Here is a 24,916-nt window from a genome sequence, read left to right as displayed (position 1 = left end):
GGCCCACGACGCAGGCACGGACGGGAAGAGCAGTGGCCAAGGAGCAGGGGCGCAAGGTGGTGGCGAGCAACCGCAAGGCTCGCCATGACTACCTCATCGAGGACACCTTCGAGGCGGGCCTGGTCCTCATGGGCACCGAGGTGAAGTCGCTGCGGATGGGCCGCGCCTCCCTCATCGACGGGTATGCCGCGTGGCGCGGCGACGAGCTCTGGCTCGAGGGAGTGCACATCCCCGAGTACGTCAACGGCAACTGGACCAACCACACGCCACGCCGCCGCCGCAAGCTGCTGCTGCACCGCGCCGAGCTCGGCAAGATCCAGCGCAAGTCCTCCGAGAGCGGCCACACCATCGTGCCGCTGCAGCTGTACTTCAAGGACGGCAAGGCGAAGGTCGAGATCGCGATCGCCAAGGGCAAGCGCCAGTTCGACAAGCGCCAGACCCTGCGCGAACGGCAGGACACCATGGACGCGCAGCGAGCGCTGCACCGCCGGGGTCCCCGCTAGGCCCATGTCAACCACCGCGCGGCGGCGCCCGTATGCCGCGTTGGCGGGGCTTCTCGTCCTGCTCTTCGGGAGTCTGGTGCTGGCGTCGGGGCCGGCAGAGGCGGCTACCGCGGTCGAGGCGGCCCAGGTGGTCCCTGGCGTCCAGGCGGTCGACCAGGCGACGCAGTTCCACGTCGACTTCACCCTGAACCGCGACGGGTCGGTCGATGTCGCCGAGCACCTCACCTGGCAGTTCCCGCAGGGGGAGCCGCGGCACGGGATCGAGCGGCTCGTGCGCGTGCGCGTGGGCTACCAGAACCGCACCGACGTCTACCGTGAGTACCCGATCAGCGCCATCACGGCAAGCTCACCGTCGGGAGCCCCGGCGCAGGTGTCGGTGTCAGACGCGGTCGACGGAGCGTCGGTGCGGATCCGGGTGGGCGACCCGCAGCAGACCGTCTCCGGCACGCAGTCCTATGTCGTGCGCTACCACCTCGCCGCCGTGGTCAACGGGTTCCCCGACCACGCCGAGCTCTACTGGAACCTCGTCCAGCCGGGCGACACCCAGATCTACCAGCACGTCACCGCGACCGTCACAGGCCCGGCGCCCAGCGACCGCGCCGAGTGCTTCTACGGCGAGCGCGGCTCGACGTCGCGCTGCACCTCGACACCTGGAGCAGTCGCGCAGTTCAGCGCACCGGACCTGCAGCCGGGGCAGGGCGTGTCCCTCCTCGTCTCGCTGCCCCGGTCTGCCTTCGGGGCGCTCGAGCCCGTCCTGCGCCAGGGAACCGTCAGCGCCTCCGGTGGGGTGGTGAACACACCGGTCAGCCGCGCTGTTGCGGTGCTCGCACTCGGCGCGGGGCTCACGCTGCCGCTCCTGGCGGCGGGGCTGATGGGCACGCTCGTCTATACCCGCGGCAGGGACGAGCGCTACGCGGGACTCACGCCGGGCCTGCGGCCGGGCATGGGCGACTCGGGGGCGGTCGTGCGTGGCGGAAAGCCTGTCGTGACAGTGCAGTTCGCTCCGCCCGAGGGCGTGCAACCTGGAATGGTCGGCACCATCATCGACGAGACGGTCGATACGGTCGACGTCGCGGCGACCCTGGTCGACCTGGCGGTGCGCGGCTACCTCACCATCGAGCCGGTCGGTGACCAGGACTGGCGGCTGACGCGCACGACACCCGCGGTGGGGGAGCAGGCGCTGCTGCCGTACGAGGTGGCGCTGTACGGAGGTGTCTTCTCCGGCAGCACGGTGCTGCTGTCCGAGCTGCGCAACGAGTTCAAGCCCACGCTGGACCGCGTGCAGAGCCTCATGTACGACGAGGTCGTCCGGCGTGGGTGGTTCCGGCGCTCGCCCCAGGCGCAGCGCGCCGGCTGGACCGCGCTGGGCGGGGCGCTGGTGGCGGCAGGGGTGTTCGGGTTCTTCTGGCTCGGCGGCCGGGTCGACCGGCTCGGGTCGGTGGCCGGGGTGCCCGTGCCGCCCGGGATCGTGCTGCTCGCCGGGACGGTCCTCGCTGGTGTCGTCGTCGTGCTCCTGGGTCGGCGGATGGCCTATCGCACTGCTGACGGCAGTGCGGTGCTCGCGCAGTCGCTGGGGTTCAAGCAGTACCTCGTCACGGCGGAGGCGAACCAGATCCGGTGGGAGGAGGCCCAGGACATCTTCAGCCGCTACCTCCCGTTCGCCATCGTCTTCGGCGTGGCTTCGCAGTGGGCGTCGACCTTCGAGCAGGTCGCCGAGTCGGCGGCTGCCGCGGGGCACGTCGTCACACTGCCGTTCTGGTATCTCGGGGGTGGCTACGGCTCGTTCGGCGGCCTCGCCGACAGCATGGACTCGTTCGCCAGCACGGCCGGGGGGACCTTCGCTAGTACGCCTGGGGGATCGGGTGGCTCGGGCTTCTCCAGCGGCGGTGGCTTCTCCGGCGGTGGTGGCGGCGGCTCGTCCGGTGGTTCCTGGTAGGACGTCCACCTACCACGGTCCTGACAGCAAGGAGCCACGGTCTTTGACAGCAGAAAGGCCGGGCCACGAGGGCCCGGCCTTCCTGCTGGAGGAGACAGCTGGTTCAGTCGCCGAAGGCGTCCTTCACCTTCTCGCCGGCCTGCTTGAGGTCAGCCTTGCTCTGGTCCGCCTTGCCCTCGGCCTCCATGCTCTGGTCGTCGGTGACCTTGCCGGTGGCTTCCTTGGCCTTGCCGGTCAGGTCCTCGGCCATGTTGCTCATCTTGTCGTCGCCGCCCATGTGGGGCCTCCTCTGGTAGGGGAGCCCACGTTCTACCCGCTCTGCGTGAGTTCAAACGCCCGCCGGCCGGGGCTGCTCCTACGCGTCGATGACGACGATGAGGTCACCGCCCTCGACCTGCTGCTGGGAGCCGATGGCCAGGCGGCTCACCGTGCCCGCCACGGGCGCGGTGATGTTGGCCTCCATCTTCATGGCCTCGATGGTGGCGACGACCGCACCGGCCTCGACCCGGGCGCCCTCCTCCACGGCGAGGCTCACGACACCGGCGAAGGGCGCGGCGACCTGTCCCTTGGCGTTGGGGTCGGCCTTCTCGGCGGCCTTGACGTCGACCGCGACCTTCTGGTCACGCACCTGCACGGGCCGCAGCTGGCCGCCCATCGTGAACATCACGGTGCGCATGCCGCGGTCGTCGGCGTCGGACACCGACTGCAGCCCGATGATCAGGCGCTTGCCGGGCTCGAGGTCGATCTCGTGCTCGTAGCCCACCTCGATGCCGTGCAGGAACTCGCGAGTGCCGAGGACCCCGAGGTCGGAGTAGGCCTCGCGTGAGCTCTCGAAGTCCTGGGTGGGCCCGGGGAAGAGCAACCGGTTGAGCGTATGCCGCGGGCTCGCCTTGAGCGCGTCCCGGTCGTCCTCGCTCAGCTCGCTGACCCTCGGCTTGAGGTCCCTGCCCGCGAGGGCCTTGGTCCGGAACGGCTCCGGCCAGCCACCCGGCGGGTCACCGAGCTCACCGGAGAGGAAGCCGATCACCGAGTCGGGGATGTCGTACTTGGTGGGGTCGGCCTCGAAGTCGGCCGGGTCGGCCTTGGCGCCGACCAGGGCCAGCGCAAGGTCACCGACGACCTTGCTGCTCGGCGTGACCTTGACGATGTTGCCGAGGATGCGGTTGGCCGCGGCATACATGTCCTCGACCGCCTCGAAGTGGTCGCCCAGGCCGAGCGCGATGGCCTGCTGGCGCAGGTTCGAGAGCTGGCCACCGGGGATCTCGTGGGTGTATACGCGCCCGGTCGGTGCCGGCAGACCGGACTCGAACGGGAAGTACAGCTGGCGCACCGCCTCCCAGTAGGGCTCGAGGTCGCAGACCGACCGCAGGTCGAGGCCGGTGGCCTTGGAGGTCCCGTCGGTCGCCGCCACGAGGCTGGACATCGGGGGTTGGCTGGTGGTGCCTGACAAGGCAGCGCTCGCCACGTCGACCGCGTCGACGCCCGAGTCGATCGCCGCCAGCAACGTCGCCAGCTGCCCACCCGCGGTGTCGTGGGTGTGCAGGTGCACCGGCTGGTCGAACCGCTCCCGCAGCGCCGTGACGAGCGTGCGAGCGGCGGGGGCCCGCAACAGCCCGGCCATGTCCTTGATGGCGATGATGTGGGCACCGGCCTCGGCGATCTGCTCGGCCAGCCGCAGGTAGTAGTCGAGGGTATACAGCTTCTCGCCGGGGCTTGTGAGGTCGCCGGTATAGCACAGGGCCACCTCGGCCACGGCGGTGCCGGTGGCCCGCACCGCGTCGATCGCCGGACGCATCTGGCCCACGTCGTTGAGTGCGTCGAAGATGCGGAAGATGTCGATCCCGGTGGCCGCCGCCTCGGTGACGAAGGCGTCGGTCACCTCGCTCGGGTACGGCGTGTAGCCGACGGTGTTCCGGCCACGCAGCAGCATCTGCAGGGGCAGGTTGGGCATCGCCTCGCGCAGCTGGGCGAGGCGGTCCCAGGGATCCTCGGCCAGGAACCGCAGCGCGACGTCATAGGTGGCGCCTCCCCAGGCCTCGACCGAGAGCAGCTGCGGCGTGAGCCTGGCGACGTGGGGGGCCACGTGCATGAGGTCGCGCGTCCGGAGCCGGGTGGCCAGCAGCGACTGGTGGGCGTCGCGGAACGTCGTCTCGGTGACGCCGACCGCCTCCTGGGCGCGCAGGGCCTCGGCGAACGCCTGCGGCCCCAGTCGCAGGAGGCGGTCCCGCGCGCCGGGCGGCGGGGGAGTGGAGAGGTCGACGGCCGGCAGCTTCGACCGTGGAGAGACCCGGGTGCGACCAGGGCCGTAGGGCTGGTTCACCGTGACGTCGGCCAGGTAGGTGAGCAGCTTGGTGCCGCGGTCGGCCGAGACCCTGGCCGTGCGCAGGTAGGGCCGCTCGTCGATGAACGAGGTCGACAGACGGCCCGCCTGGAAGTCGGGCTCCTCCAGCAGGGCCTGGAGGAAGGGGATGTTGGTGGAGACGCCGCGGATGCGGAACTCGGCCAGCGCACGCCGGGCCCGGCGCACCGCGGTCGGGAAGTCACGTCCCCGGCAGGTGAGCTTGACGAGCATCGAGTCGAAGTGGGCGCCGATCTCGGCGCCGACGAACACGGTGCCGCCGTCGAGGCGCACGCCCGCGCCACCCGCGGACCGGTACGTCGTGATCCGGCCGGTGTCGGGTCGGAACTCGTTGGCCGGGTCCTCGGTGGTGATGCGGCACTGCAGCGCGGCACCGCGGATCTGCAGGCTCTCCTGGGCGATGCCGAGGTCGGCGAGAGTCTCGCCGCTGGCGATGCGCATCTGCGAGCTCACCAGGTCGACATCGGTGATCTCCTCGGTCACGGTGTGCTCGACCTGGATGCGGGGGTTCATCTCGATGAAGACGTACCGGCCGTCGGGCGCCAGCAGGAACTCGACGGTGCCTGCGTTGACGTAGCCGATCTGCGTCGCGAAGGCCACCGCGTGGGCGCACATCCGCTCGCGCAGGTCTGGGTCGAGATTGGGCGCGGGGGCGATCTCCACGACCTTCTGGTGGCGTCGTTGCACCGAGCAGTCGCGCTCGAACAGGTGGACCACGTGGCCTTCGGCGTCGCAGAGGATCTGCACCTCGATGTGGCGGGGGCTGACCACGGCCTCCTCGATGAAGACCGTCGGGTCGCCGAAGGCGGACTCCGCCTCTCGCATGCAGGCCTCGAGAGACTCCCGCAGGTCCTCGGGTCGCTCCACCCGTCGCATGCCGCGCCCGCCGCCGCCGGCGACGGCCTTGGCGAAGATGGGGAACCCGATCTCCTCCGCCGCGGCGACCAGCTCGTCGACGTCGGTGCTGGGCGGCGCACTGCGCAGGGTCGGAAGGCCGGCCTCCTTGGCGGCGGCGATGGCCCGCGCCTTGTTGCCCGTCAGGTGCAGGACCGAGGCCGGCGGCCCGATGAAGGTGATGCCGGCCGCCGCGCACGCCTCGGCCAGCTCGGGGTTCTCGGAGAGGAAGCCGTAGCCCGGGTAGACGGCGTCGGCCCCCGCCTCGACGGCGGTCCGGACGATGCCCTCGGGGTCGAGGTAGGCCCGGACGGGGTGTCCCTCGTCGCCGATCTGGTAGGCCTCGTCGGCCTTGAGCACGTGCTCGGACTTGCGGTCCTCGTAAGGGAACACGGCCACCGTCTTGGCGCCGAGCTCGGTGGCGGCACGGAACGCGCGGACGGCGATCTCACCGCGGTTGGCGACAAGGACCTTGCTGAACACGGGGCCTCCAGGTGGGGGGCAGCGACGACACGGTGCGGTTCGATCGTAGTAACGCCCGGCGAGGTGAGCCGGGTCACGTTCAGTCCGCGAAACGGCATACCTCTCCCGCTTTGTGCGACTGACGCGTCCTGGGCGCGTCGTGTCGCCCACCTGCGCGAGCGTTGGTCGCACCAAGCAGGGAGTATGCCGGGTGAGGGAGGGGGCGTCGGGAAATGATTGGGAGGTGGCCGGCGTTGACCGATAGGCTGAGTCATCAGCAGCACAACTGAACAGCGCTTGTGTGAACACCCCTGCACTCGCAGGAGCATGGGGGTGATCGGTTTCGACATTGGTCGGCATTCCAGGGGAAGCGGGTCGAGGATGCCTGGTTATCTCGTTAACGCTCCTGGCAAACCAATAGGTGCCAATTCCAACCGCACCGACTTCGCCCTCGCCGCCTGAGCGAGCCTCGAAGTCCGTCAGCCTGAGGTAGTTCTCGACTCAGTGTCTGGCGTCAGCTAGAGAACTTGCTGCGTAGTCACGTTGGGGGGCTGCGCGGGACTCTTACCCAGCTGGGCCTGTCAGGGAACGTGTGCGTGCGAGCCCTGGGGCCGAGAAACTCCGTAGCGCACTGCACCCGGAGAAGCCCTGGTTTCCCGTCAATGGACGCGGGTTCAATTCCCGCCACCTCCACCACCCTGGTGTTCACACGCCGCAGTCAGCGCGAAGGCCCGGTCATCCGACCGGGCCTTTCGCGGTGACTGGGCGGCGATCTCGCGCTAGACCGCGCCCTCGGCTGCAGCGGGCTCGGCCTTCTGCGCCTCGACCTCGGCGCGCACGGCATCCATGTCGAGGGCCTTGACCTTGTCGATGACCTCGGTGAGCATCGGGGCGGGCAGCGCGCCCGCCTGGGCGAAGACGAGGATGCCGTCACGGAACCCCATGAGCATGGGGATCGAGGTGATGTTGGCGGCCCTGGCCAGAGCCTGCTCGGCCTCGGTGTCCACCTTGCCGAACACGATGTCGGGGTGCTCCTGCGAGGCCGCCTCGAACACCGGCCCGAAGCGCTTGCAGGGTCCGCACCAGTCCGCCCAGAAGTCGACGAACACAGTGCCGCTCTCGAGCACAGTCTTCTCGAAGTTCTCCGCGGTCAGCGTTGTCGTTGTCATCGGTCGTCCACTCCCATCGGCCCGCGACGGTCACGGTCCTGCGTGGTCAACGTCGAACGGCGCCGCAACCTTCCCGCAACCGTCCGCCGCCGTCCCCGTCGCCGTGGGCGGCCGTCCTTCCCAGAGGTCGCCGTCCTAGAGTCGGGCTGTGCAGAGAACCGACTCCCGCGTCGTCACGGTCGGCCGGCTCTTCGGTGTCCTGGCCGTCCTGTTGGTGCCGTGGACCGCCTATGTCTTCCTGACGCTGCCGCCACGGGCACGCGCCGAGAACTATGACCTCGCCTGGGGTGGCTTCGACGTGGGTCTGGTCGGCCTGCTGGGCCTGACCGCCATTGCCGCGGTGCGCCAGAGCCCCTGGCTCGCGCCTGTCGCGGGCGGTACGGCGACCGTACTCGCCACGGACGCATGGTTCGACGTGGTCACCGCCCCCACGACGGCGGACCGGTTGATCGCCTCGGCCATGGCCGTGCTGGTCGAGCTGCCGCTGGCTCTGGTCTGCGTCTGGCTTGCGCTGCGAGGCCAGGACCTGCCGACCCGCCGGCGCAGATGGTGACACGACCACGAGGTGGCCGCATTTCGGCCTACCCCCGAGTAGTGGCCACAATGCGACCATGACCGCCCTGCCGTCCGTGTCCAACTCCATCACCGTCCGACTGACGCTGCCCGCCCGCGCCACCGCGGTCTCCGAGCTCACCGGTGTGATCGAGCATGGTGGCGGCCTCGTGACCGGTCTCGACGTCACGGCCTCGGGTCCGGACCGGCTGCGCGTCGACGTGACGGCGGCGGCCAGGGACACCACCCACGCCGACGAGCTCGTCGAGGCGATGCGCGGGGTCCACGGCGTCGAGATCGGCAAGGTGTCCGACCGCACCTTCCTGGTGCATCTGGGCGGCAAGCTCAAGATCGAGTCCAAGGTCCCGATCCGCAACCGAGACGACCTGTCGCTGATCTACACGCCGGGGGTGGCGCGCGTCTGCATGGCGATCGCCAAGAACCCCGCCGACGCGCGCCGCCTGACCATCAAGCGCAACACCGTCGCCGTGGTCACCGACGGTTCGGCCGTCCTGGGACTGGGCAACATCGGCCCGCTCGGCGCCCTCCCGGTCATGGAGGGCAAGGCGGCGCTGTTCAAGCGGTTCGCCGACATCGACGCCTTCCCGATCTGCCTCGACACCCAGGACACCGAGGAGATCATCGCGACCGTCAAGGCCATCAGCCCGGTCTTCGCCGGCATCAACCTCGAGGACATCTCGGCGCCCCGCTGCTTCGAGATCGAGGCTCGGCTGCGCGAGGAGCTGGACATCCCGGTGTTCCACGACGACCAGCACGGCACGGCGATCGTCACGCTGGCGGCCCTGCGCAACGCCCTGCGAGTGGTCGGCAAGGAGCTCAGCGAATGCCGCGTGGTCATGTCGGGCGCGGGCGCGGCGGGCACGGCGATTCTCAAGCTGCTGCTCAAGGCGGGCGCCACCGATGTCGTGGTGGCCGACCAGCTCGGCGTCCTCCACCCGGACCGCGAGGACATCGCGTCCGGCCAGCAGCCCGCGCTCGCCTGGTCGGCCGCCCACACCAACCACCGCGGCGTCACGGGCACCCTGCGCGAGGCCGTCGCCGGCGCGGACGTGTTCATCGGGGTCTCGGCACCGGGCATCCTGACCGGTGACGACATCGCCACGATGAACGACGGCGCCATCGTCTTCGCCATGGCGAACCCCGAGCCCGAGGTGGACCCCATCGCCGCCGCGCAGCATGCGGCCGTCGTCGCGACCGGGCGCTCGGACTTCGCCAACCAGATCAACAACGTCCTGGTCTTCCCGGGGGTGTTCCGGGGCCTGCTCGACGCTGCCTCCACCTCCATCGACGAGGACGTCATGCTGGCGGCTGCCACCGCGCTGGCGGACGTCGTCCACCCTGACGAGCTCAACCCGGCATACATCATCCCGAGCGTCTTCCACCCCGACGTGTCCAAGGTGGTGGCGGCGGCGGTCAAGGCCGCGGCGTTGGGGATGACCCCCGAGGCGGCCGAGCGTCAGTCTCTCGACGGGGACCCCTCAGACGCGAGCGGCGAGCCCGAGCTCATCGCCTAGCAGCTCGAGGCTGCGCAGTTTCGCGCCCAGGTCCGGGGTCGGCGCGACCAGCGTGATCTCGTCGGCGCCGGCCTCGTCGGCCAACGCCGTGAGGCCCTTGGCGACGTCGGCCGGCGGCCCGGCATACACCCGGCCCTGCAACGAGGGGGCGATCCGCTCGTACGCCTCGGAGAGGCGGAACTCACGGATCTCGGCGGCGCTGGGCCGCGTCGTCTGCCCACTGCGGATGCGCTGCATCTGCAGCGCCCAGCCGGCCCGGAAGTCCTCGGCGACGTCCTCGTCCTCGGTGGCCAGGGCGAGGACCGAGATGATGACCCGCGGGGTGTCGCCGAAGGGGCCGGGCCGGAAGGCCTGTCGATAGGCGCGCAGCGCATCGACGGCGAGCTCGGGGGCCATGTGGTGGGCGAACACCGTCGTCATGCCGTTCACCGCGGCGAACGCCGAACCCCAGCCGCTGGAGCCCAACATCAGCAGCTCGGGGTTGGTGTCGACGACCGGAGTGGCCAGCACCGACCGGAAGGGATGGTCCTCCGGCCACGAGTCGGACAGGAACGCGATGAGCTCCGCCGCCTGCTGCGGGAAGTCGTCGGCGGTCAGCGCCTCGCGCGACCGGCGCAGTGCAAAGGCCGTGAGCTGGTCGGTGCCCGGGGCGCGCCCGAGGCCGAGGTCGATCCGTCCTGGGTGCAGCATCTCCAGCGTCTTGAACCACTCGGCGACCTTGAGCGGGGAGTGGTTCGGCAGCATGATGCCGGCGGCCCCGACCCGGATACCGCGGGTCAGGCCGGCGAGATGGGCGATGAGGATCTCCGGTGAGCTGCTCGCCAGCCCGGCGAAGCTGTGGTGCTCGCTGATCCAGTAGCGGGCGAACCCCAGCCGGTCCGCAGCCTGCGCCACCTGCGCGCTGCGGGCGATCGCGTCCTGGGCGCTCAACCCCGCTGGGACGTCGACGAAGTCGAGCAGGGACAGGGGTCGCGCAGGGGTGACGGTCACACCGGTAGCCAACACGGCGGGGCGGGCGGCGATTCCATGACCTGCGCCCTCTCGGACGGTCCGAGGTCGCCCTTGGCGGTCGCCCCTCGCGGTGGTCGGGGACACGCGACGACGCTGCTAGACTGGTCCGGCTCAGTTCGGCGGCGCCTGGCAGCGCCAACAGTGGCAGAGCGGCCACATCCGATTCTTTCCTACTCCGACTGAGACCCACCGGATGACAACTGTCGATCCGGTCCACCGGGCCGTTGAGGCCTGAGGCTCGTCTTCTTCGCCCCCTCGCCAGGTGGCTCGAGGCGCGTCTACTCGAGTACCTGAAGTGAGTTGAATATCTGTGCCCAAGAACCTGCGATCCGGCGCGCCCAAAAAGGCCCGGTGGACCCCAGACCAGAAGGCTGCGGCGAAGAACGGCCCCAAGAAGGCCCACCGCGGCCAGTCCGCCTCGGCCGCCCCCGGCCGCGCGTCCAGCAGCAAGCCGTATGCCGCCCGCCCGGCTCGCGACAACGAGCGTCCCGCCCGCAGCGAGCGTCCCGCCCGCAGCTACGACCGTGATGAGCGCCCGCAGCGGCGCGAGTTCGACCGCGGCGAGCGTCCCCAGCGCCGCGAGTTCGACCGCAGTGAGCGTCCCGCCCGCAGCTTCGACCGTGACGACCGCCCCGCGCGCAGCTACGGCAGCCGCGACGACCGCCCGGCGCGCAGCTACGGCAGCCGCGACGACCGCCCGGCCCGCACCTTCAGCAACCGTGACGAGCGTCCAGCCCGTCGATTCGACCGAGACGACAACCGTGGTCCTCGTCAGTTCAACCGTGAGGACCGTCCCATGAACCGCTCCGACCGCGACGACCGCGCCCCCCGCCAGCTCAACCGCGACGACCGCGCCCCCCGCCAGTTCAACCGCGACGACAACCGCGGGCCGCGCCAGTTCAACCGCGACGACCGGCCGGCGCGCAGCTACGGCAGCCGCGACGACCGCCCGGCGCGCAGCTACGGCAGCCGCGACGACCGCGGTCCTCGGCGCTTCGAGCGCAGCGACCGCGCCCCGCGCTTCGAGGCGCAGCCGGACCCCGAGTCCGAGCGCATGGAGGCCGACACCTGGGTGAAGGCCACCCGCAAGAGCGTCGACGGTCCGGTGACCATCGACGCCGACAACGGCTTCGCCGGGCTTGGGCTGACCGAGCGCATCGTCGAGCGGCTGGCCCGTGACGGCATCACCGCGCCGTTCCCCATCCAGGCGGCCACCATCCCCGACGCGCTCGCCGGCAAGGACGTCCTGGGCCGTGGGCAGACCGGCTCCGGCAAGACGCTGGCCTTCGGCCTGCCGCTGCTGTCGCGCCTGGCGGACGGACCCAAGGCGTCCCCGCGCCGCCCGCATGCCCTGATCATGGTGCCGACCCGTGAGCTGGCCATGCAGGTGTCCGACGCTCTCGAGCCCCTCGTCCACGTCCTCGGGTTGCGCCACAAGCTCGTTGCGGGCGGACTGTCCTACACGACCCAGATCAACGCCCTCAACCGTGGCGTCGACCTGCTGATCGCCACCCCCGGCCGACTCAAGGACCTCATCGAGCGTGAGGCCGTGCAGCTCGGCGACATCCAGATCGCCGTCCTCGACGAGGCCGACCACATGGCCGACATGGGCTTCATGCCCGAGGTCACGGCGATCCTGGACCGCATGCCCGAGGGCGGCCAGCGCATGCTCTTCTCGGCCACCCTCGACAAGGGTGTCGACAAGCTCGTCGAGGGCTACCTCACCGACCCGGTGACGCACTCGACGGATGATGCCAAGGCGTCCGTCACGACGATGGAGCACCACGTGCTGCTCATCGACCCCATGCACAAGAAGACCATCACGGCCGAGGTGGCCAACCGCGCCGGTCGCACCGTCGTGTTCGTGCGGACCAAGCTCGGCGCCGACCGCGTCGCGCTCCAGCTCCGCGAGCAGGGCGTGTTCGCCGCGGCCCTCCATGGCGGCCTGGGTCAGGGCGCCCGCAACCGGGTGCTCGGCGCGTTCCGCGACGGCTCGCTCCCGGTCCTGGTGGCCACCGATGTCGCGGCTCGCGGGATCCACGTCGACGACGTCTCGGTCGTCCTGCAGGTCGACCCGCCGGCCGACCACAAGGACTACCTGCACCGTTCCGGGCGCACCGCCCGCGCCGGTGACAAGGGCACCGTGGTCACGCTCGCGCTGCCGCACCAGCGCCGCACGATGGAGCGGATGGCGCGCGAGGCCGGCATCGATGCCATGCCCACCAAGGCCGTCCCCGGTGACGAGCGGCTCGCCGCGACCGGCGCCTCCGCTCCCAGCGGGGTCCCGGTGCCCGAGGACCAGGTCCGACGGGTGCTCGAGGGCGAGAAGCGCGGTCGTCGCAGCGGTGGCTACGCCGGTGGCCACGGCGGCCCGCGCACGGGCGGGCCCCGCTCCAGCGGCCCGCGCAGCGCAGGTCCGCGCACCGGTGGCCCTCGCGGTGAGGGCGCTCGTGGACCCCGTCAGGGCGGACGGTCCTACGGCGGCGAGCGCGCCGACCGTGGCGGGTACACGCGCGGTTCGCGCGACTGACCTCAGCACCCCCGGCATCACCCGAACAGTCGAAGCCCCGGTCCCTGGGACCGGGGCTTTGACGTGCACGGGCACAATGGACTCGTGGACCACGACCTGTCGGGCAGACTGCTCGTCTCGACGCCGCAGATCGAGGGGGGCGTCTTCCACCGGTCTGTCGTCCTACTGCTGCACCACGACGCCGAGGGCGCGCAGGGGGTGGTGCTCAACCGGCCGATGGAGGCCCGCATCGACGCCGTCCTACCGGACTGGCAGCCGCACGCCACTGCCCCGGCCGTCCTCTTCGAAGGCGGTCCGGTCGGCCTCGACAGCGCCCTGGGGCTGGTGACGGTTCCCGGCGACGTCGAGCCGATGGGGGTCAAGCGGCTGTTCGGGGGCATCGGCCTGCTGGACCTCGACACGCCTCCCGCGCTGGTGGTGCCGGAGGTCGCCGGCCTGCGGATCTTCGCCGGGTATGCCGGGTGGTCACCCGGCCAGCTCGAGGGTGAGGTCGAGTCGGGCAGCTGGTTCGTCGTGGAGGCCGAGGGGCGTGATGCCTTCACGGATGCTCCGGCGGCCCTGTGGCAGCGGGTGCTGCGCCGTCAGCGCGACCATCTCGCGTTCGTCGCCACCTTCCCCGAGGACCCGGAGATGAACTGAGGCCTCACCTGGCCGCGGCATACACTGCGACCATGAGCGACCCCTCGATCCCCCTGGACGACCCGCTGGCGCCTGGAGCGCAGCCCGCTACCCAGACGGCGGTGCTCGAGCGTGAGCAGGTCGAGGAGCAGCTGCAGGAGCCTGGCGACCACGAGCGCTTCTCGCACTACGTGCGCAAGGAGAAGATCCTCGAGAGCGCTCTGTCCGGAGAGCCCGTCGTGGCGCTGTGCGGCAAGGTCTGGGTGCCCGGCCGCGACCCGAAGAAGTTCCCCGTGTGTCCGACCTGCAAGGAGATCTACGACGGCCTGCGCGCTCCGCAGGACGGCGGCGACGACTGATCCCGAGCAGGCGTTCCGGCACCGGTGCCGACACGCTCTAGCACACCCCCGAGGCCCCGGCTCAGACGCCGGGGCCTCGGCATGTCGAGCCACCGCAACGGTTATCGTGGCGGGCCTATGAGTACCGCCGCCGCCTCCCACCTCTCACCAGCCTTCCCGGAGCGGGCGGCGTGGGGCACGGCGTCCAAGCTGCGCGCGTGGCAGCAGGCTGCGCTTGCGGCATACCTCAGGGCCACCCCGCAGGACTTCCTCGCGGTCGCCACGCCGGGGGCGGGCAAGACCACCTACGCCCTGCGGCTCGCCACCGAGCTGCTCGACCGCGGCATCATCGAGGCCGTCACCGTCGTGGCCCCCACCGAGCACCTCAAGACCCAGTGGGCCGACGCCGCCGCGCGGGTGGGCATCCATCTGGACCCCGCTTTCTCGAACTCCTCGGCCCGGCACTCCAGCGAGTACGACGGCGTCGCCCTGACCTACGCCCAGGTCGCGAGCCGGCCGTCCCTGCACCGGACCCGCACCGAGGTCACGCCCACGCTGGTGATCCTCGACGAGGTCCACCACGGCGGCGACAACCTCTCCTGGGGCGACGCCATCCGTGAGGCGTTCGAGCCGGCCACCCGCCGCCTAGCCCTGACCGGCACCCCGTTCCGCTCCGATACCTCGCCGATCCCTTTCGTCACCTATGCAGAGGGCAGGGACGGCATCCGCCGTTCGGCGGCCGACTACACCTACGGGTATGCCGAGGCGTTGCGTGACGGTGTCGTGCGGCCCGTGCTGTTCCTCGCCTACGGCGGCGCGATGCGGTGGCGCACGCGCGCCGGTGACGAGGTCGCCGCCCGCCTGGGCGAGCCCCTCACGAAGGACGCCATGGCGCACGCGTGGCGCACGGCGCTGGACCCCAAGGGTGAGTGGATCCCCTCGGTGCTGGCGGCGGCCGACAAGCGGCTGACCGAGGTGCGGCGCGGGGTCCCCGACGCCGGTGGCCTGGTCATCGCCTCCAACCAGACGGCCGCGCGCGCCTATGCCCGCACGCTCGAGTCGATCACCGGGGTGAAGCCGACCCTGGTCCTGTCCGACGACGCGGGCTCCTCGGCCCGGATCGAGGAGTTCGCGTCGAGCGAGGCCCGCTGGATGGTCGCGGTCCGGATGGTGTCCGAGGGCGTGGACGTGCCTCGGCTCTGCGTGGGTGTCTACGCCACCTCCACCTCGACGCCGTTGTTCTTCGCGCAGGCCGTCGGCCGGTTCGTCCGCGCTCGCCGGCGCGGGGAGACGGCCTCGGTCTTCCTGCCCTCGGTGCCGGTGATCCTCGAGCACGCGGCGCGTCTGGAGGAGGAGCGGGACCACGCGCTGGACCGTCCGAAGACGGAGTCCTCGGAGGCCTCGATGTGGGCCGAGGAGGACGCGCTCCTCTCGGCTGCGAACCGCACGACGCGCACGCCCGACCTCGACGAGCGGAGCTTCGAGGCACTGGAGTCCGACGCCGAGTTCGACCACGTGCTTTTCGACGCCCGGCAGTTCGGGCTCAACGCCTCGGTCGGCTCCGACGAGGAGCAGGAGTACCTCGGGCTGCCCGGCCTGCTCGAGCCCGACCAGGTGGCGACGCTCCTGCACGAGCGGCAGACCGCCCAGAGCACCCGTCGCCCTCGCCGCGCCGACCAGGCCGTGTCGGCGCACCGCGCGCTCGCCGCGCAGCGGCAGGAGCTCAACAAGCTTGTCTCCGCCTATGCACGCAAGACGGGGTCGCCCCACGCGGTCGTGCACCACGACCTGCGGCGCGCCTGCGGTGGCCCGGCGCTGGACGAAGCCACCTCCGAGCAGGTGGGCGCCCGGATCGAGCGCATTCGAGCCTGGTTCGTGGGGCGTCGCTGAGCCACGACGCGCGCTAGCGTGGGCCCGTCGGCGGCACGAGGCCGCCGAGGACGGAGCAGCGCGATGGCCAACCACGTGTACTCGATCAGCGAGGTCGTCGGGACCTCACCGGACGGCATCGATGCAGCGGTGTCGAACGCGGTCACCCAGGCCTCGAAGACGCTGCGCAACCTCGACTGGTTCGAGGTGCAGAGCGTGCGCGGCCAGATCGGCGACGGCGCGGTCGCGCACTGGCAGGTGACCGTCAAGCTGGGCTTCCGCCTGGAGGAGTGAGCAGCGGGCGCCGTCGCTAGTGTCGCGACGCCGTCCGTGGCGCAGCCTGCGCCGCCGCCTCGACGAGGGGCAGCGTGCGTAGGGGGATCCTGGTCGCCAGCGAGATGGCCGTGTTGGCCCGGATGACGTGCTCGTCGTCGACGACGGCGTCGATCACCCGCTGCAGGTCCGCGTTGTCGCGCGCCACGATGTGGATGAACAGGTCGCCGGAGCCGGTGATGGTGTGGGCCTCCAGAACCTCGGGTATGCCGGAGAGGTGCTCCACCACGGGGGAGTGGCCCCGGCCCTGCCGGATCTCCAGGGTGCAGAAGGCCGACACCGGGTAACCCATGGCCGCCGGGTCCAGCTGCGGCGACCATGAGCGGATCACCCCTCGCTCCACGAGACGGTCGAGCCGCGCCTGGACGGTGCCCCGGGCCACGCCCAGCTCGCGGGAGGCGCCGAGGACCCCGATCTGCGGCTGCTCGGAGAACAGCACCAGCAGGCGGCCGTCCAGCGCATCGATCGTCATGGACACAGTGTCCACTAAATCGGCGCCAGGGGCGGCCATTCTGCGCAGACTGCGCAGCGCGGCGGCATACAGTTGCACAGCGAAGTGCCACGCGACACGCTCCAGGCATGACGACGGAGACCCGCCCCACCGCCCTCGACCTCACCCCCCAGGAGCGCGAGGCCAGCCTCGACCTCGAGCAGCTCAAGCAGCTGGTCGGGCTCGTCGAGTACGACCAGAGCAAGGACCCGTTCCCGGTCACGGGGTGGGATGCCATCGTCTTCGTCGTCGGCAACGCCACGCAGACGGCGCACTACTACCAGTCCGCCTGGGGCATGGAGCTCGTGGCGTACTCCGGCCCCGAGAACGGCCAGCGCGACCACAAGTCGTTCGTGCTCAAGTCGGGCTCGATCCGGTTCGTGGTCAACGGCGCCGTCAGCCCCGACAGCCCGCTCATCGCCCACCACGCCAAGCATGGTGACGGCGTCGTCGACATCTCGCTGGAGGTGCCCGACGTGGACCGGTGCGTGGCCCAGGCCAAGGCGGCCGGCGCGCGCGTGGTCCGGGACGCGGAGGACCTGACCGACGAGCACGGCACTGTCCGCATCGCCTCGATCGCCACCTACGGCGAGACCGTGCACACCCTCGTGGACCGCAGCCGGTATGACGGCCCGTACCTGCCTGGGTACGTCGCCAAGGAGTCGACCTGGGTCAAGCGCGACGGCGCCCCCAAGCGGTTGTTCCAGGCGCTCGACCACATCGTCGGCAACGTCGAGCTCGGCAAGATGGACGAGTGGGTGCAGTTCTACAACCGCGTCATGGGCTTCGTGAACATGGCCGAGTTCATCGGTGACGACATCGCCACCGACTACTCGGCCCTGATGTCCAAGGTCGTCGCGAACGGCAACCACCGGGTGAAGTTCCCCCTCAACGAGCCTGCCGTGGCCAAGCGGAAGTCGCAGATCGACGAGTACCTGGAGTTCTACAACGGCCCGGGAGCCCAGCACCTCGCGCTCGCCACGGGAGACATCCTGCGCACGGTCGACGAGCTGCGCGCCAACGGGATCGAGTTCCTCGACACTCCGGACTCCTACTACGAGGACCCTGAGCTGCGCGCTCGCATCGGCGAGGTGCGCGTGCCCATCGAGGAGCTGCAGAGCCGCAAGATCCTGGTCGACCGTGACGAGGACGGCTATCTCCTGCAGATCTTCACCAAGCCGCTCGGGGACCGGCCGACCGTCTTCTTCGAGATCATCGAGCGGCACGGGTCGCTGGGCTTCGGCAAGGGCAACTTCAAGGCGCTGTTCGAGGCGATCGAGCGCGAGCAGGACGCCCGAGGCAACCTCTGAGGCGTCAGCGCCCCAGCGGCGTCAGCGCCCCAGCGACAGCAGGGTCCGCCCCGCCATCGCGGCCTCGCCAGTCGCGTTGGGCTGGACCGGGAAGGCGTTGACGGGGGCGATCGCCGGCTGGACCCACCGGGCGCCGGTGGGCTGGCAGGCCTCGTGACCGGTCGAGCTGGCCGGACATGTCGACGAACCGCGCTCCGGTCTGCTGGGCCGACTTGCTGACGGACGGCAGGATCTGCGGGGAGCCCAGGATGACCACGGTCGCCGCAGGGCCTTCTGGCGCACCGCGGTCAGCGCGGCGACCAGGTGTGGGTAGGTCTGGTTGACGATCTGGTCGGTGAACGTGGTCCCGTACATCTGCTGGCACGGGTTTCCCAAGACGTCCGTCGCGGAGACCGTGGCACACCCGAAGAGCGAGCTGACGAAGACGGCATCGTCGGCGCCGCCATGTCGTGGGCGTGGTTGAGCATCGAGCGGCTGCACGTCGGGGGGTGCGTCGGCGACGAACGGGGAGACCCCGGCGGCGGAGGAGTAGCTGTCGCCCAGCGCGACGTAGGGCGACGTCTTGATGGCGTGGGGGCTCGCGGTCGACGGGGTGACCTTCGCGGTGGCCGGACCGGAGACGCTCAGTCCCGGGCCAGCGGGCAACCTCACCGCCCGGAACCTCAACGTAGTGCTCGCCCGGACGCCAGGCAACGAGTCCGACGCGGCTGCAAAGAGCGGGGACAGCGCCGACGAGCGTCGCCCAACGTGCCCGTTCTGGTGCGCTGGGCGTGAGAGGCTGAGGGCATGTCCATGCCCTCGCACGCCGGCTGGTTCGACGACCCCGCCGATTCCACCCAGCTGCGCTACTTCGACGGCGTGATCTGGACGAGCCACACCGCCCCTCGCGTCACCCGGTCCAGCGGGCTCGAGGGAGGCCAGGTTCAGCCAGGACAGCAGCAGTACCCGGGACAGGGACACCCGCCCCAGTACCCGGGCCAGCCGGGCCAGCCGAGGCAGGTGCAGCCCGGCCAGCAGCAGGCCCCCTACCAGCAGCTCCCCGGCGCGCCCCAGCAGCCGCCGCAGTGGAGCGCTCCGGCCTACCCGGGATCGTGGGGACGCCCCGCCACGCCCGACGGCCAGCCTCTCGCGAGCTACGGGCAGCGCGTGGGTGCCTTCCTCATCGACTGGCTCATCCAGGCCGTCATCGGGGGTGTGCTTGGTTCGTACTTCGCCTTCAAGGCCCTGTCGAGCTACGTCGACCAGCTCAGCTCGATGATGAACCAGGCCCAGCCCGGGCAGCAGCCCGACTTCGCTGCGCTCGCGGCGAGTATCGACCGGGGGGCCCTGACGATCTTCTCCCTCATCGGCATCGCCGTGTTCGCGGCATACCAGCTGTTCTTCCTCACCCGGTCGGGCCGCACCCCCGGCAAGGCCGCCGTCGGTATCAGCGTGCGGCTGCGTGAGCGGCCCGGGCCGCCCCCAGCCGGGGTCGTCGCCCGGCGCATCGCCCTGCCCGTGGGGCTGTTCCTGGTCGAGCTGGTGACGCTGGTGGGCGTGCTCGGCCTGATCGGCCGGGCACTGGACCTGCTGTGGCCGTCGTGGGACCCCAACCGCCAGGCCCTCCATGACAAGGTGGCCGGCACCGTGGTCGTCGTGGGGGAGCAGCCCCGCCGCTAGGCCTCAGTACCCCTGTGCCTCAGTGGGCCGGAACGATGGTCCCGGTCACCTCGCCGAGGCCGACCCTGGCTCCAGCTGGACCCGGCGCCCACGCACGCAGTGTGACCTGGTCGCCGTCCTCGAGGAAGGACCTGGTCGTGCCGTCCTCGAGCGTGAGGGGCTCGGCGCCGTTCCACGACAGCTCGAGCAGGCTGCCGCGGGTCTGCTTGGCTGCACCGGAGATGGTGCCGGAGCCGAAGAGGTCGCCTGGCCGCAGCGAGGCGCCGTTGACCGTCAGATGAGCCAGCATCTGGGCGGGCGACCAGTAGAGGTCGCGGTACTCGGGACGGGAGACCACCGTGCCGTTGAGCTCGACCTCGTAGTGCACGTCCAGCCCGTATGGAGCGTGCGCACCGCGCAGGTAGCCCAGTGGCTCGGGATCCTGGCCGGGCAGGTCGACCCGAGCCTCGGCGAGTGCGTCCATGGTGACCACCCAGGGAGAGATCGAGGTGGCGAAGGACTTGCCGAGAAACGGTCCGAGCGGCACGTACTCCCAGGCTTGGATGTCGCGCGCGCTCCAGTCGTTGAGCAGGACGACCCCGAACAGGTGGTCATCTGCGCGGTCCACGTCGACGCGCTCGCCGAGCCGGGTCCGGTCACCCACGACGAAGCCGAGCTCGGCCTCGATGTCGAGGCGCACGCTCGGACCGAATACGGGGGCGGCCTCGCCGGGTGCTCGTCGCTGCCCCTGCGGGCGGATGACGTCCGTCCCCGAGACGACGACGGTGCCGGCCCGGCCGTGGTAGCCGATGGGAAGGTGCTTCCAGTTGGGGGTGAGCGGCTCGGAGTCGGGCCGGAACAGTCGGCCGATGTTGGTCGCGTGGTGCTCGCTGGCATAGAAGTCGACGTAGTCGGCGACCTCGAACGGCAGGTGCAGCCGCACCTCTCCGAGCGGCACCAGGAAGGGCTCGACGGCATCGCGGTAGAGCTCGTCCGTCAGCTGCTCCTGCAGGAAGGCCCTTGCGGCGGCCCACGCCTGGCGGCCCTGGGCCAGGAACGGGTTGAGCGTCGGCGCCAGCCAGACCTCGCCCGACTCCATGCCCGCCTGCTCCGCGCACGCGCCCGCGTCGAGGACCCGGTCGCCGACGCGCACGGCCACCCGGGGGCCGCGCGTGGCTGTCGAGAAGACGCCGTAGGGCAGGTTGTCGATCCCGAAGGGGTGGTCCGCAGGCAGGTCGAGCCAGGGTGCGGGCACAAGAGTCATGGTCATGGTCCTTCGATGAGTCCGAGGCTGGTGAGCTCGGTGATCGGGTCGGTGACCGCGCAGCAGCCGTAGGTCGTGAAGAAGGCGCGGACGATGGCCGCGTCGGCGGCACTCATGCGGGTGACGTGACTGACGAGCTCCGCTGGGTCGCGCTCGGCCAGCAGGGGGGTCAGCTCGTCGGCCTCTTCGCCGTTGAGCGCCCAGCGGACCGCGGTGAGAACGTTGAGCAGGCCGTGCTGCTCCTCGCCCGCATGGTTGCCGCGGACGGCATGGTGCAGGCCCCCGGTGAGCTTGAAGCCCAGGTCGTGGTCGACGGCGCCGCGGATGAACGCCGCCAGCTCCGCCTCGTCGGGCCATGCCCAGGTAGGGGTGGCGCCGGTGCGGAACTTGGCCTGCAGCAGGTCCGAGTCGCTCGCATCGGCGGCGATGTCGGCCAGCGCCCCGGACTGGGTGGCCCCGCGTGGCACCTCCAGGCTGAGGGGCACGTCGAGCGCCGCCTCGCGCCAGTCAGGGGACCACCCGATCTCGGCGCCCACGACGACGGCGCGGGGAGCGCGACGCAGGGTCTGCACCGCCGAGACCACCTCTTCGACCGGGGTGCCGGGTCGTCCGATCACCGCCACGCGCAACGGATCTGGCTCCGTCGCCGCCGCCAGCAGGGCGACGAGGTCGTCGGCAGAGGCGGCGGGGACGAGTAGGGGGCCGACACACGCTGCATACGCGCTGGTGCGGTGGAGCCGGTGCAGCCGCACCGCGTCCGCGAGGGGTGCGTTCCCGGGCGGGAACACGGCCGCGTCGTCGACCAGACCGGCGAACAGGCCGGGCTCGGCGGGGCGGTCGGCGACGGCCCCCGACGTCAGTGTCATGGGGGGCAGGCTACCCGCGTCCTGTGACATGCTCGGCTCACCCCTCACCACAATGAAGGGCCCGCCCTCAATGACGAGAGAGTGAGCGATGGCGTACTACCAGCACCAGGGCAGCATCCCCCCCAAGCGGCATACCCAGCACCGGCGCCCGGCCGGACGCGGCGCCAAGGGTGAGCTGTACTACGAGGAGCTCATGGGGGAGGAGGGGTTCTCCTCGGACTCCTCGCTGCTCTATCACCGCAACGTCCCCTCGACGATCCTGAGTGCAAGCGCCTGGAGCCTCCCGGACCTCTCGACCACGCCCAACCACCCGCTCCAGCCGCGTCACCTCAAGCTCCACGACCTCTTTGCCGCCAAGGAGGTCAAGGACACGGACGTGGTGACCGGGCGACGCCTCGTCCTCGGCAACGGTGACGTGCGCATCTCGTATGCCGTGGCCGGCGCGCCGAGCCCGTGGTACCGCAACGGGATCGGTGACGAGTGCGTGTACGTCGAGAGGGGCCGCGCCCGCGTCGAGACCGTCTTCGGAGCCTTCGACGTGGCCGAGGGCGACTATCTCGTGATCCCGCGAGCCACGACCCACCGCTGGATCCCCAAGCGCTCCGCCAAGGACCCGCTGCGAACGTACTGCATCGAGGCCAACAGCCACATCACGCCGCCGAAGCGGTACCTGTCGAGGTTCGGCCAGCTACTCGAGCACGCGCCGTACTGCGAGCGCGACCTGCGGGCGCCGGCCGGCCCATTGTTGGCCGAGGACGTGGATGCCGGGGCAGACGACGAGACCGAGGTGTACATCAAGCACCGCGGGAACGGCCCGTCGGGCATCGTCGGGACCATCCATACGCTGCCGTTCCACCCCCTCGACGTCGTCGGCTGGGACGGCTGTCTCTACCCGTACGCCTTCAACGTCCGCGACTTCGAGCCCATCACCGGACGCGTGCACCAGCCCCCGCCGGTCCACCAGGTCTTCGAGGGGTGGAACTTCGTCATCTGCAACTTCGTGCCGCGCAAGGTCGACTACCACCCGCTGTCGATCCCTGTGCCGTACTACCACTCCAACGTCGACAGCGACGAGATCATGTTCTACGTCGACGGCGACTACGAGGCGCGCAAGGGGTCCGGCATCGGCAAGGGCTCCGTCTCCGTGCACCCTGGCGGACATGCCCACGGGCCGCAGCCGGGGGCCTCGGAGGCCTCCATCGGCATCGAGTACTTCGACGAGCTTGCGGTCATGGTGGACACCTTCCGTCCACTGGAGCTCGGCGAGGGTGGCATCGCCGTCGACGACGGGACGTATGCCCTCTCCTGGGGCAAGGCTGGACGACGGGGCGACGGCCGGGGTTAGTCTGGAGAGTCCCGCCGCGTCAGTGTGGACGCGGCGGGCGCCCCTGGTATGCCGTGCACCCGCGCGACAACAGGCCCTCCGGAGGTCAGGTGACTCCTCGTCGCTCAACGCCCTCGCGCCGCGAAGTTCTCGAGCTGGCGCTGGTCGGTGGCGCGAGCGCCACGGCGGCGTTCTTCGCGGCCCCGGCCAACGCGGTGGCTGCGAGCACGGCAACGAAAGGCACGTCATACCGGCTGTCCGTGCTGGGCACGACGGACACCCGCGGTGCCGTGTTCAACTGGGACTACTACGTGGACGCGGAGTACGACGACGCTGAGGGCAACGACATCGGGCTGGCCAAGGTCTCCAGCCTCGTGACGTCCGTGCGGCAGGAGCGCGGTTACGCGAACACGCTGCTGGTCGACGGCGGCGGCATCGTCAGGGGGACGCTACTGGCGCACTTCTACGCGCGCGTGGACCCCGTGATCGGCGGCCACGTGCATCCCATGGCGGCCGCCATGAACCTGATGGGCTACGACGCGGCGGCGGTGGGCGGCCACGACCTCGACTACGGCCTTGACATGCTGCGCGCGTTCCAGTCGCAGTGCCAGTTCCCTTTGCTGTGCGCCAACTCCCTGGACTGGACCACATCGGCGCCTGCCTTCGCGCCCTACGTCATCAAGCATCTGCGGCTGACCGGAGCACCCACGCCGGTGAGTGTCGGAATCCTCGGCCTGGTCACACCCCAGATCGCGGCCTGGGACGACGAGAGCGTCGAGGGGCAGCTGAGCTTCCTCGACGTGACGCAGCAGGCGCGGCACTGGGTGCCGAGACTCAAAGCGGCCGGCTGCGATGTCGTCGTCGTGCTGTGCCCCGGCGTGTCAGACGTGGACAACGCTGCGCTCGACGTGGCGCGTCGGGTCGCGGACGTCGATGCCGTCCTGGTGGGCCACACCGTCGCCGCCGACACGGGCCCAGAGATCGGCGAGCAGCTCGTCGACAGCATGGTGACCAAGGGCAAGCGGGTGCTGCTGTCCCAGCCGCGTGCCTTGGGGATGCGGCTGTCGGTCATCGACCTCGACCTGGCTCCGGCCCGGCATGGTTGGCGCGTGACCGCAGCCCACAGCCACCTGCTCGATACCGCCGTCGTCGCAGAGGACTCAGCCATGACCGGGCTGCTGGGCGACGACCATGCGGTCGTGCGGACGTACGCCAACTCGGTCATCGGCACCTCTCGAGTGGCGCTGTCCGCTGCGACCGCCCGGTTCGAGCACTCGGACGAGCTCGACTTCGTGAACCACGTCCAGGGGCAGACCGTCAAGGACGCGATCTCCGGGACGCCCGACGAGGTCCTGCCGCTCCTCTCGGCGACCGCGCCGTTCGCCCGTGACGCCGGGCTCCCCTCAGGTGACGTCACCGTGCGTGACGTGGGCGCGTTGTACCCCTCGACGGGGACGGTGCTGGCGGTTCGGCTGAGCGGGGCTGACCTCATGGCGTATCTCGAGCAGTCTGCGGCCTACTTCCGGAGCGTCGACGGTCCGGGACCCTTCACCCCCGATGACGTCACCGGAGCGACCAGCGTGCTCACGGGGCTGCCGGTGCCGGACTCCGACTACGACGTCTTCGCCGGTGTCGATGCGGCCCTGACCTACGACATCGACCTCTCCAGGGCTGCGGGGAGCCGGCTCGTCAACCTGAGCTACGGCGGCCAACCCGTCGACCCCACCGACGAGGTCGTCGTCGCCATGGACAGCCGTCGGCGGTCCGGAACCGCTGGCTTCGCCTCCCTCGCAGTGGCGCCGGTCGTCTACGACGGCCAGCGGGAGATCCGGCAGCTTCTGGTGGACTGGGTGGCCGCTCAAGGTGTCATCGACCCGAGCACGTTCCCAGCCAACCACTGGCGTCTCGTGGCGGG

The 24,916-nt window shown here is 70.7% G+C and carries 21 protein-coding genes and 1 other RNA gene; 14 read left to right on the top strand and 8 right to left on the bottom strand.

All coding sequences use genetic code 11. The annotated features are described in order from the left end of the window. Positions 1-32: 32 nt before the first annotated feature. Entirely contained in the window at positions 33-503 is a 471-nt protein-coding gene (smpB, locus tag VGN50_RS04000) for an SsrA-binding protein SmpB (RefSeq protein ID WP_327443387.1), read from the top strand. A gap of 4 nt (positions 504-507) precedes the next feature. Beyond that, positions 508-2,439, top strand: coding sequence for a DUF2207 domain-containing protein (locus VGN50_RS03995; protein ID WP_327443357.1), 1,932 nt, complete (start codon positions 508-510; stop codon positions 2,437-2,439). 103 nt (positions 2,440-2,542) lie between these two features. Here VGN50_RS03995 and VGN50_RS03990 read toward each other — a convergent pair whose 3' ends face one another. Further along, positions 2,543-2,716 carry a CsbD family protein gene (locus VGN50_RS03990; protein WP_327443356.1) on the bottom strand — a complete coding sequence of 58 codons (174 nt, stop codon included), beginning with the start codon at positions 2,714-2,716 and terminating at the stop codon, positions 2,543-2,545. A 78-nt stretch (positions 2,717-2,794) separates the two neighbouring features. Next, positions 2,795-6,175 (bottom strand): pyruvate carboxylase, encoded by a 3,381-nt coding sequence (locus tag VGN50_RS03985; protein WP_327443354.1) that lies wholly within the window; start codon positions 6,173-6,175, stop codon positions 2,795-2,797. Positions 6,176-6,483: 308 nt separating this feature from the next. Between VGN50_RS03985 and ssrA the strand changes: the two genes are divergently transcribed. After that, positions 6,484-6,850, top strand: a transfer-messenger RNA (tmRNA) gene (gene ssrA, locus VGN50_RS03980). Positions 6,851-6,933: 83 nt separating this feature from the next. On the opposite strand, the gene VGN50_RS03975 is transcribed toward ssrA, so the two are convergent. Then, entirely contained in the window at positions 6,934-7,323 is a 390-nt protein-coding gene (locus VGN50_RS03975) for a thioredoxin family protein (protein ID WP_327443353.1), read from the bottom strand. 148 nt (positions 7,324-7,471) lie between these two features. Between VGN50_RS03975 and VGN50_RS03970 the strand changes: the two genes are divergently transcribed. Further along, the gene (locus VGN50_RS03970) at positions 7,472-7,876 is read left to right on the top strand and encodes a hypothetical protein (protein ID WP_327443352.1); all 405 of its coding nucleotides are present in this window, start codon (positions 7,472-7,474) and stop codon (positions 7,874-7,876) included. A 58-nt stretch (positions 7,877-7,934) separates the two neighbouring features. After that, positions 7,935-9,410: an NAD-dependent malic enzyme gene (locus tag VGN50_RS03965; RefSeq protein WP_327443351.1), complete on the top strand. Its 1,476-nt coding sequence runs from the start codon at positions 7,935-7,937 to the stop codon at positions 9,408-9,410. Here the strand turns inward: VGN50_RS03965 and VGN50_RS03960 are convergent. Further along, entirely contained in the window at positions 9,375-10,400 is a 1,026-nt protein-coding gene (locus VGN50_RS03960) for an LLM class flavin-dependent oxidoreductase (protein WP_327443350.1), read from the bottom strand. The two genes, VGN50_RS03965 and VGN50_RS03960, sit on opposite strands and share 36 nt — an antisense overlap. A gap of 331 nt (positions 10,401-10,731) precedes the next feature. On the opposite strand from VGN50_RS03960, the gene VGN50_RS03955 reads away from it, so the two are divergent. The 5 genes from VGN50_RS03955 to VGN50_RS03935 all read left to right on the top strand — a co-directional run bounded on the left by VGN50_RS03955 (position 10,732) and on the right by VGN50_RS03935 (position 16,070). Next, positions 10,732-12,951, top strand: coding sequence for a DEAD/DEAH box helicase (locus VGN50_RS03955; RefSeq protein ID WP_327443349.1), 2,220 nt, complete (start codon positions 10,732-10,734; stop codon positions 12,949-12,951). A gap of 84 nt (positions 12,952-13,035) precedes the next feature. Next, positions 13,036-13,590 carry a YqgE/AlgH family protein gene (locus VGN50_RS03950; RefSeq protein WP_327443348.1) on the top strand — a complete coding sequence of 185 codons (555 nt, stop codon included), beginning with the start codon at positions 13,036-13,038 and terminating at the stop codon, positions 13,588-13,590. A 32-nt stretch (positions 13,591-13,622) separates the two neighbouring features. Further along, positions 13,623-13,928, top strand: a complete 306-nt coding sequence (locus tag VGN50_RS03945) for a DUF3039 domain-containing protein (protein WP_327443347.1) — start codon at positions 13,623-13,625, stop codon at positions 13,926-13,928. Positions 13,929-14,045: 117 nt separating this feature from the next. Continuing rightward, positions 14,046-15,797, top strand: coding sequence for a DEAD/DEAH box helicase (locus VGN50_RS03940; protein WP_327443346.1), 1,752 nt, complete (start codon positions 14,046-14,048; stop codon positions 15,795-15,797). Positions 15,798-15,860: 63 nt separating this feature from the next. Further along, positions 15,861-16,070 carry a dodecin gene (locus VGN50_RS03935; RefSeq protein ID WP_327443345.1) on the top strand — a complete coding sequence of 70 codons (210 nt, stop codon included), beginning with the start codon at positions 15,861-15,863 and terminating at the stop codon, positions 16,068-16,070. 16 nt (positions 16,071-16,086) lie between these two features. Here the strand turns inward: VGN50_RS03935 and VGN50_RS03930 are convergent, their stop codons facing one another. Beyond that, positions 16,087-16,581, bottom strand: a complete 495-nt coding sequence (locus tag VGN50_RS03930) for an Lrp/AsnC family transcriptional regulator (protein WP_327443344.1) — start codon at positions 16,579-16,581, stop codon at positions 16,087-16,089. Between the two features lie 107 nt (positions 16,582-16,688). Between VGN50_RS03930 and hppD the strand changes: the two genes are divergently transcribed. Next, positions 16,689-17,909 carry a 4-hydroxyphenylpyruvate dioxygenase gene (hppD, locus tag VGN50_RS03925; RefSeq protein WP_327443343.1) on the top strand — a complete coding sequence of 407 codons (1,221 nt, stop codon included), beginning with the start codon at positions 16,689-16,691 and terminating at the stop codon, positions 17,907-17,909. Between the two features lie 21 nt (positions 17,910-17,930). On the opposite strand, the gene VGN50_RS03920 is transcribed toward hppD, so the two are convergent. After that, on the bottom strand, positions 17,931-18,560 hold the full coding sequence (locus VGN50_RS03920; protein ID WP_327443342.1) for a hypothetical protein: 630 nt from the start codon (positions 18,558-18,560) through the stop codon (positions 17,931-17,933). Positions 18,561-18,695: 135 nt separating this feature from the next. Here VGN50_RS03920 and VGN50_RS03915 point away from each other — a divergent pair, with 135 nt between their 5' ends. Then, entirely contained in the window at positions 18,696-19,568 is an 873-nt protein-coding gene (locus VGN50_RS03915; RefSeq protein ID WP_327443341.1) for an RDD family protein, read from the top strand. Between the two features lie 19 nt (positions 19,569-19,587). Here VGN50_RS03915 and fahA read toward each other — a convergent pair whose 3' ends face one another. Then, positions 19,588-20,817 (bottom strand): fumarylacetoacetase, encoded by a 1,230-nt coding sequence (gene fahA, locus VGN50_RS03910; protein ID WP_327443340.1) that lies wholly within the window; start codon positions 20,815-20,817, stop codon positions 19,588-19,590. Continuing rightward, positions 20,814-21,677 carry a hypothetical protein gene (locus VGN50_RS03905; RefSeq protein ID WP_327443339.1) on the bottom strand — a complete coding sequence of 288 codons (864 nt, stop codon included), beginning with the start codon at positions 21,675-21,677 and terminating at the stop codon, positions 20,814-20,816. The genes fahA and VGN50_RS03905 overlap by 4 nt, the downstream gene beginning before the upstream one ends. 88 nt (positions 21,678-21,765) lie before the next feature. On the opposite strand from VGN50_RS03905, the gene VGN50_RS03900 reads away from it, so the two are divergent. Beyond that, entirely contained in the window at positions 21,766-23,022 is a 1,257-nt protein-coding gene (locus tag VGN50_RS03900) for a homogentisate 1,2-dioxygenase (protein WP_327443338.1), read from the top strand. An 89-nt stretch (positions 23,023-23,111) separates the two neighbouring features. Further along, on the top strand, positions 23,112-24,916 hold a 1,805-nt coding region (locus tag VGN50_RS03895), incomplete at its 3' end, for a bifunctional metallophosphatase/5'-nucleotidase (protein ID WP_327443337.1).

Origin of the sequence: Pedococcus sp., assembly GCF_036000045.1 — a bacterium.
Classification (GTDB): domain Bacteria; phylum Actinomycetota; class Actinomycetes; order Actinomycetales; family Dermatophilaceae; genus Pedococcus.
Note: the sequence above shows the minus strand (reverse complement) of the source record. Positions and strands in the feature narration are given on the sequence as shown.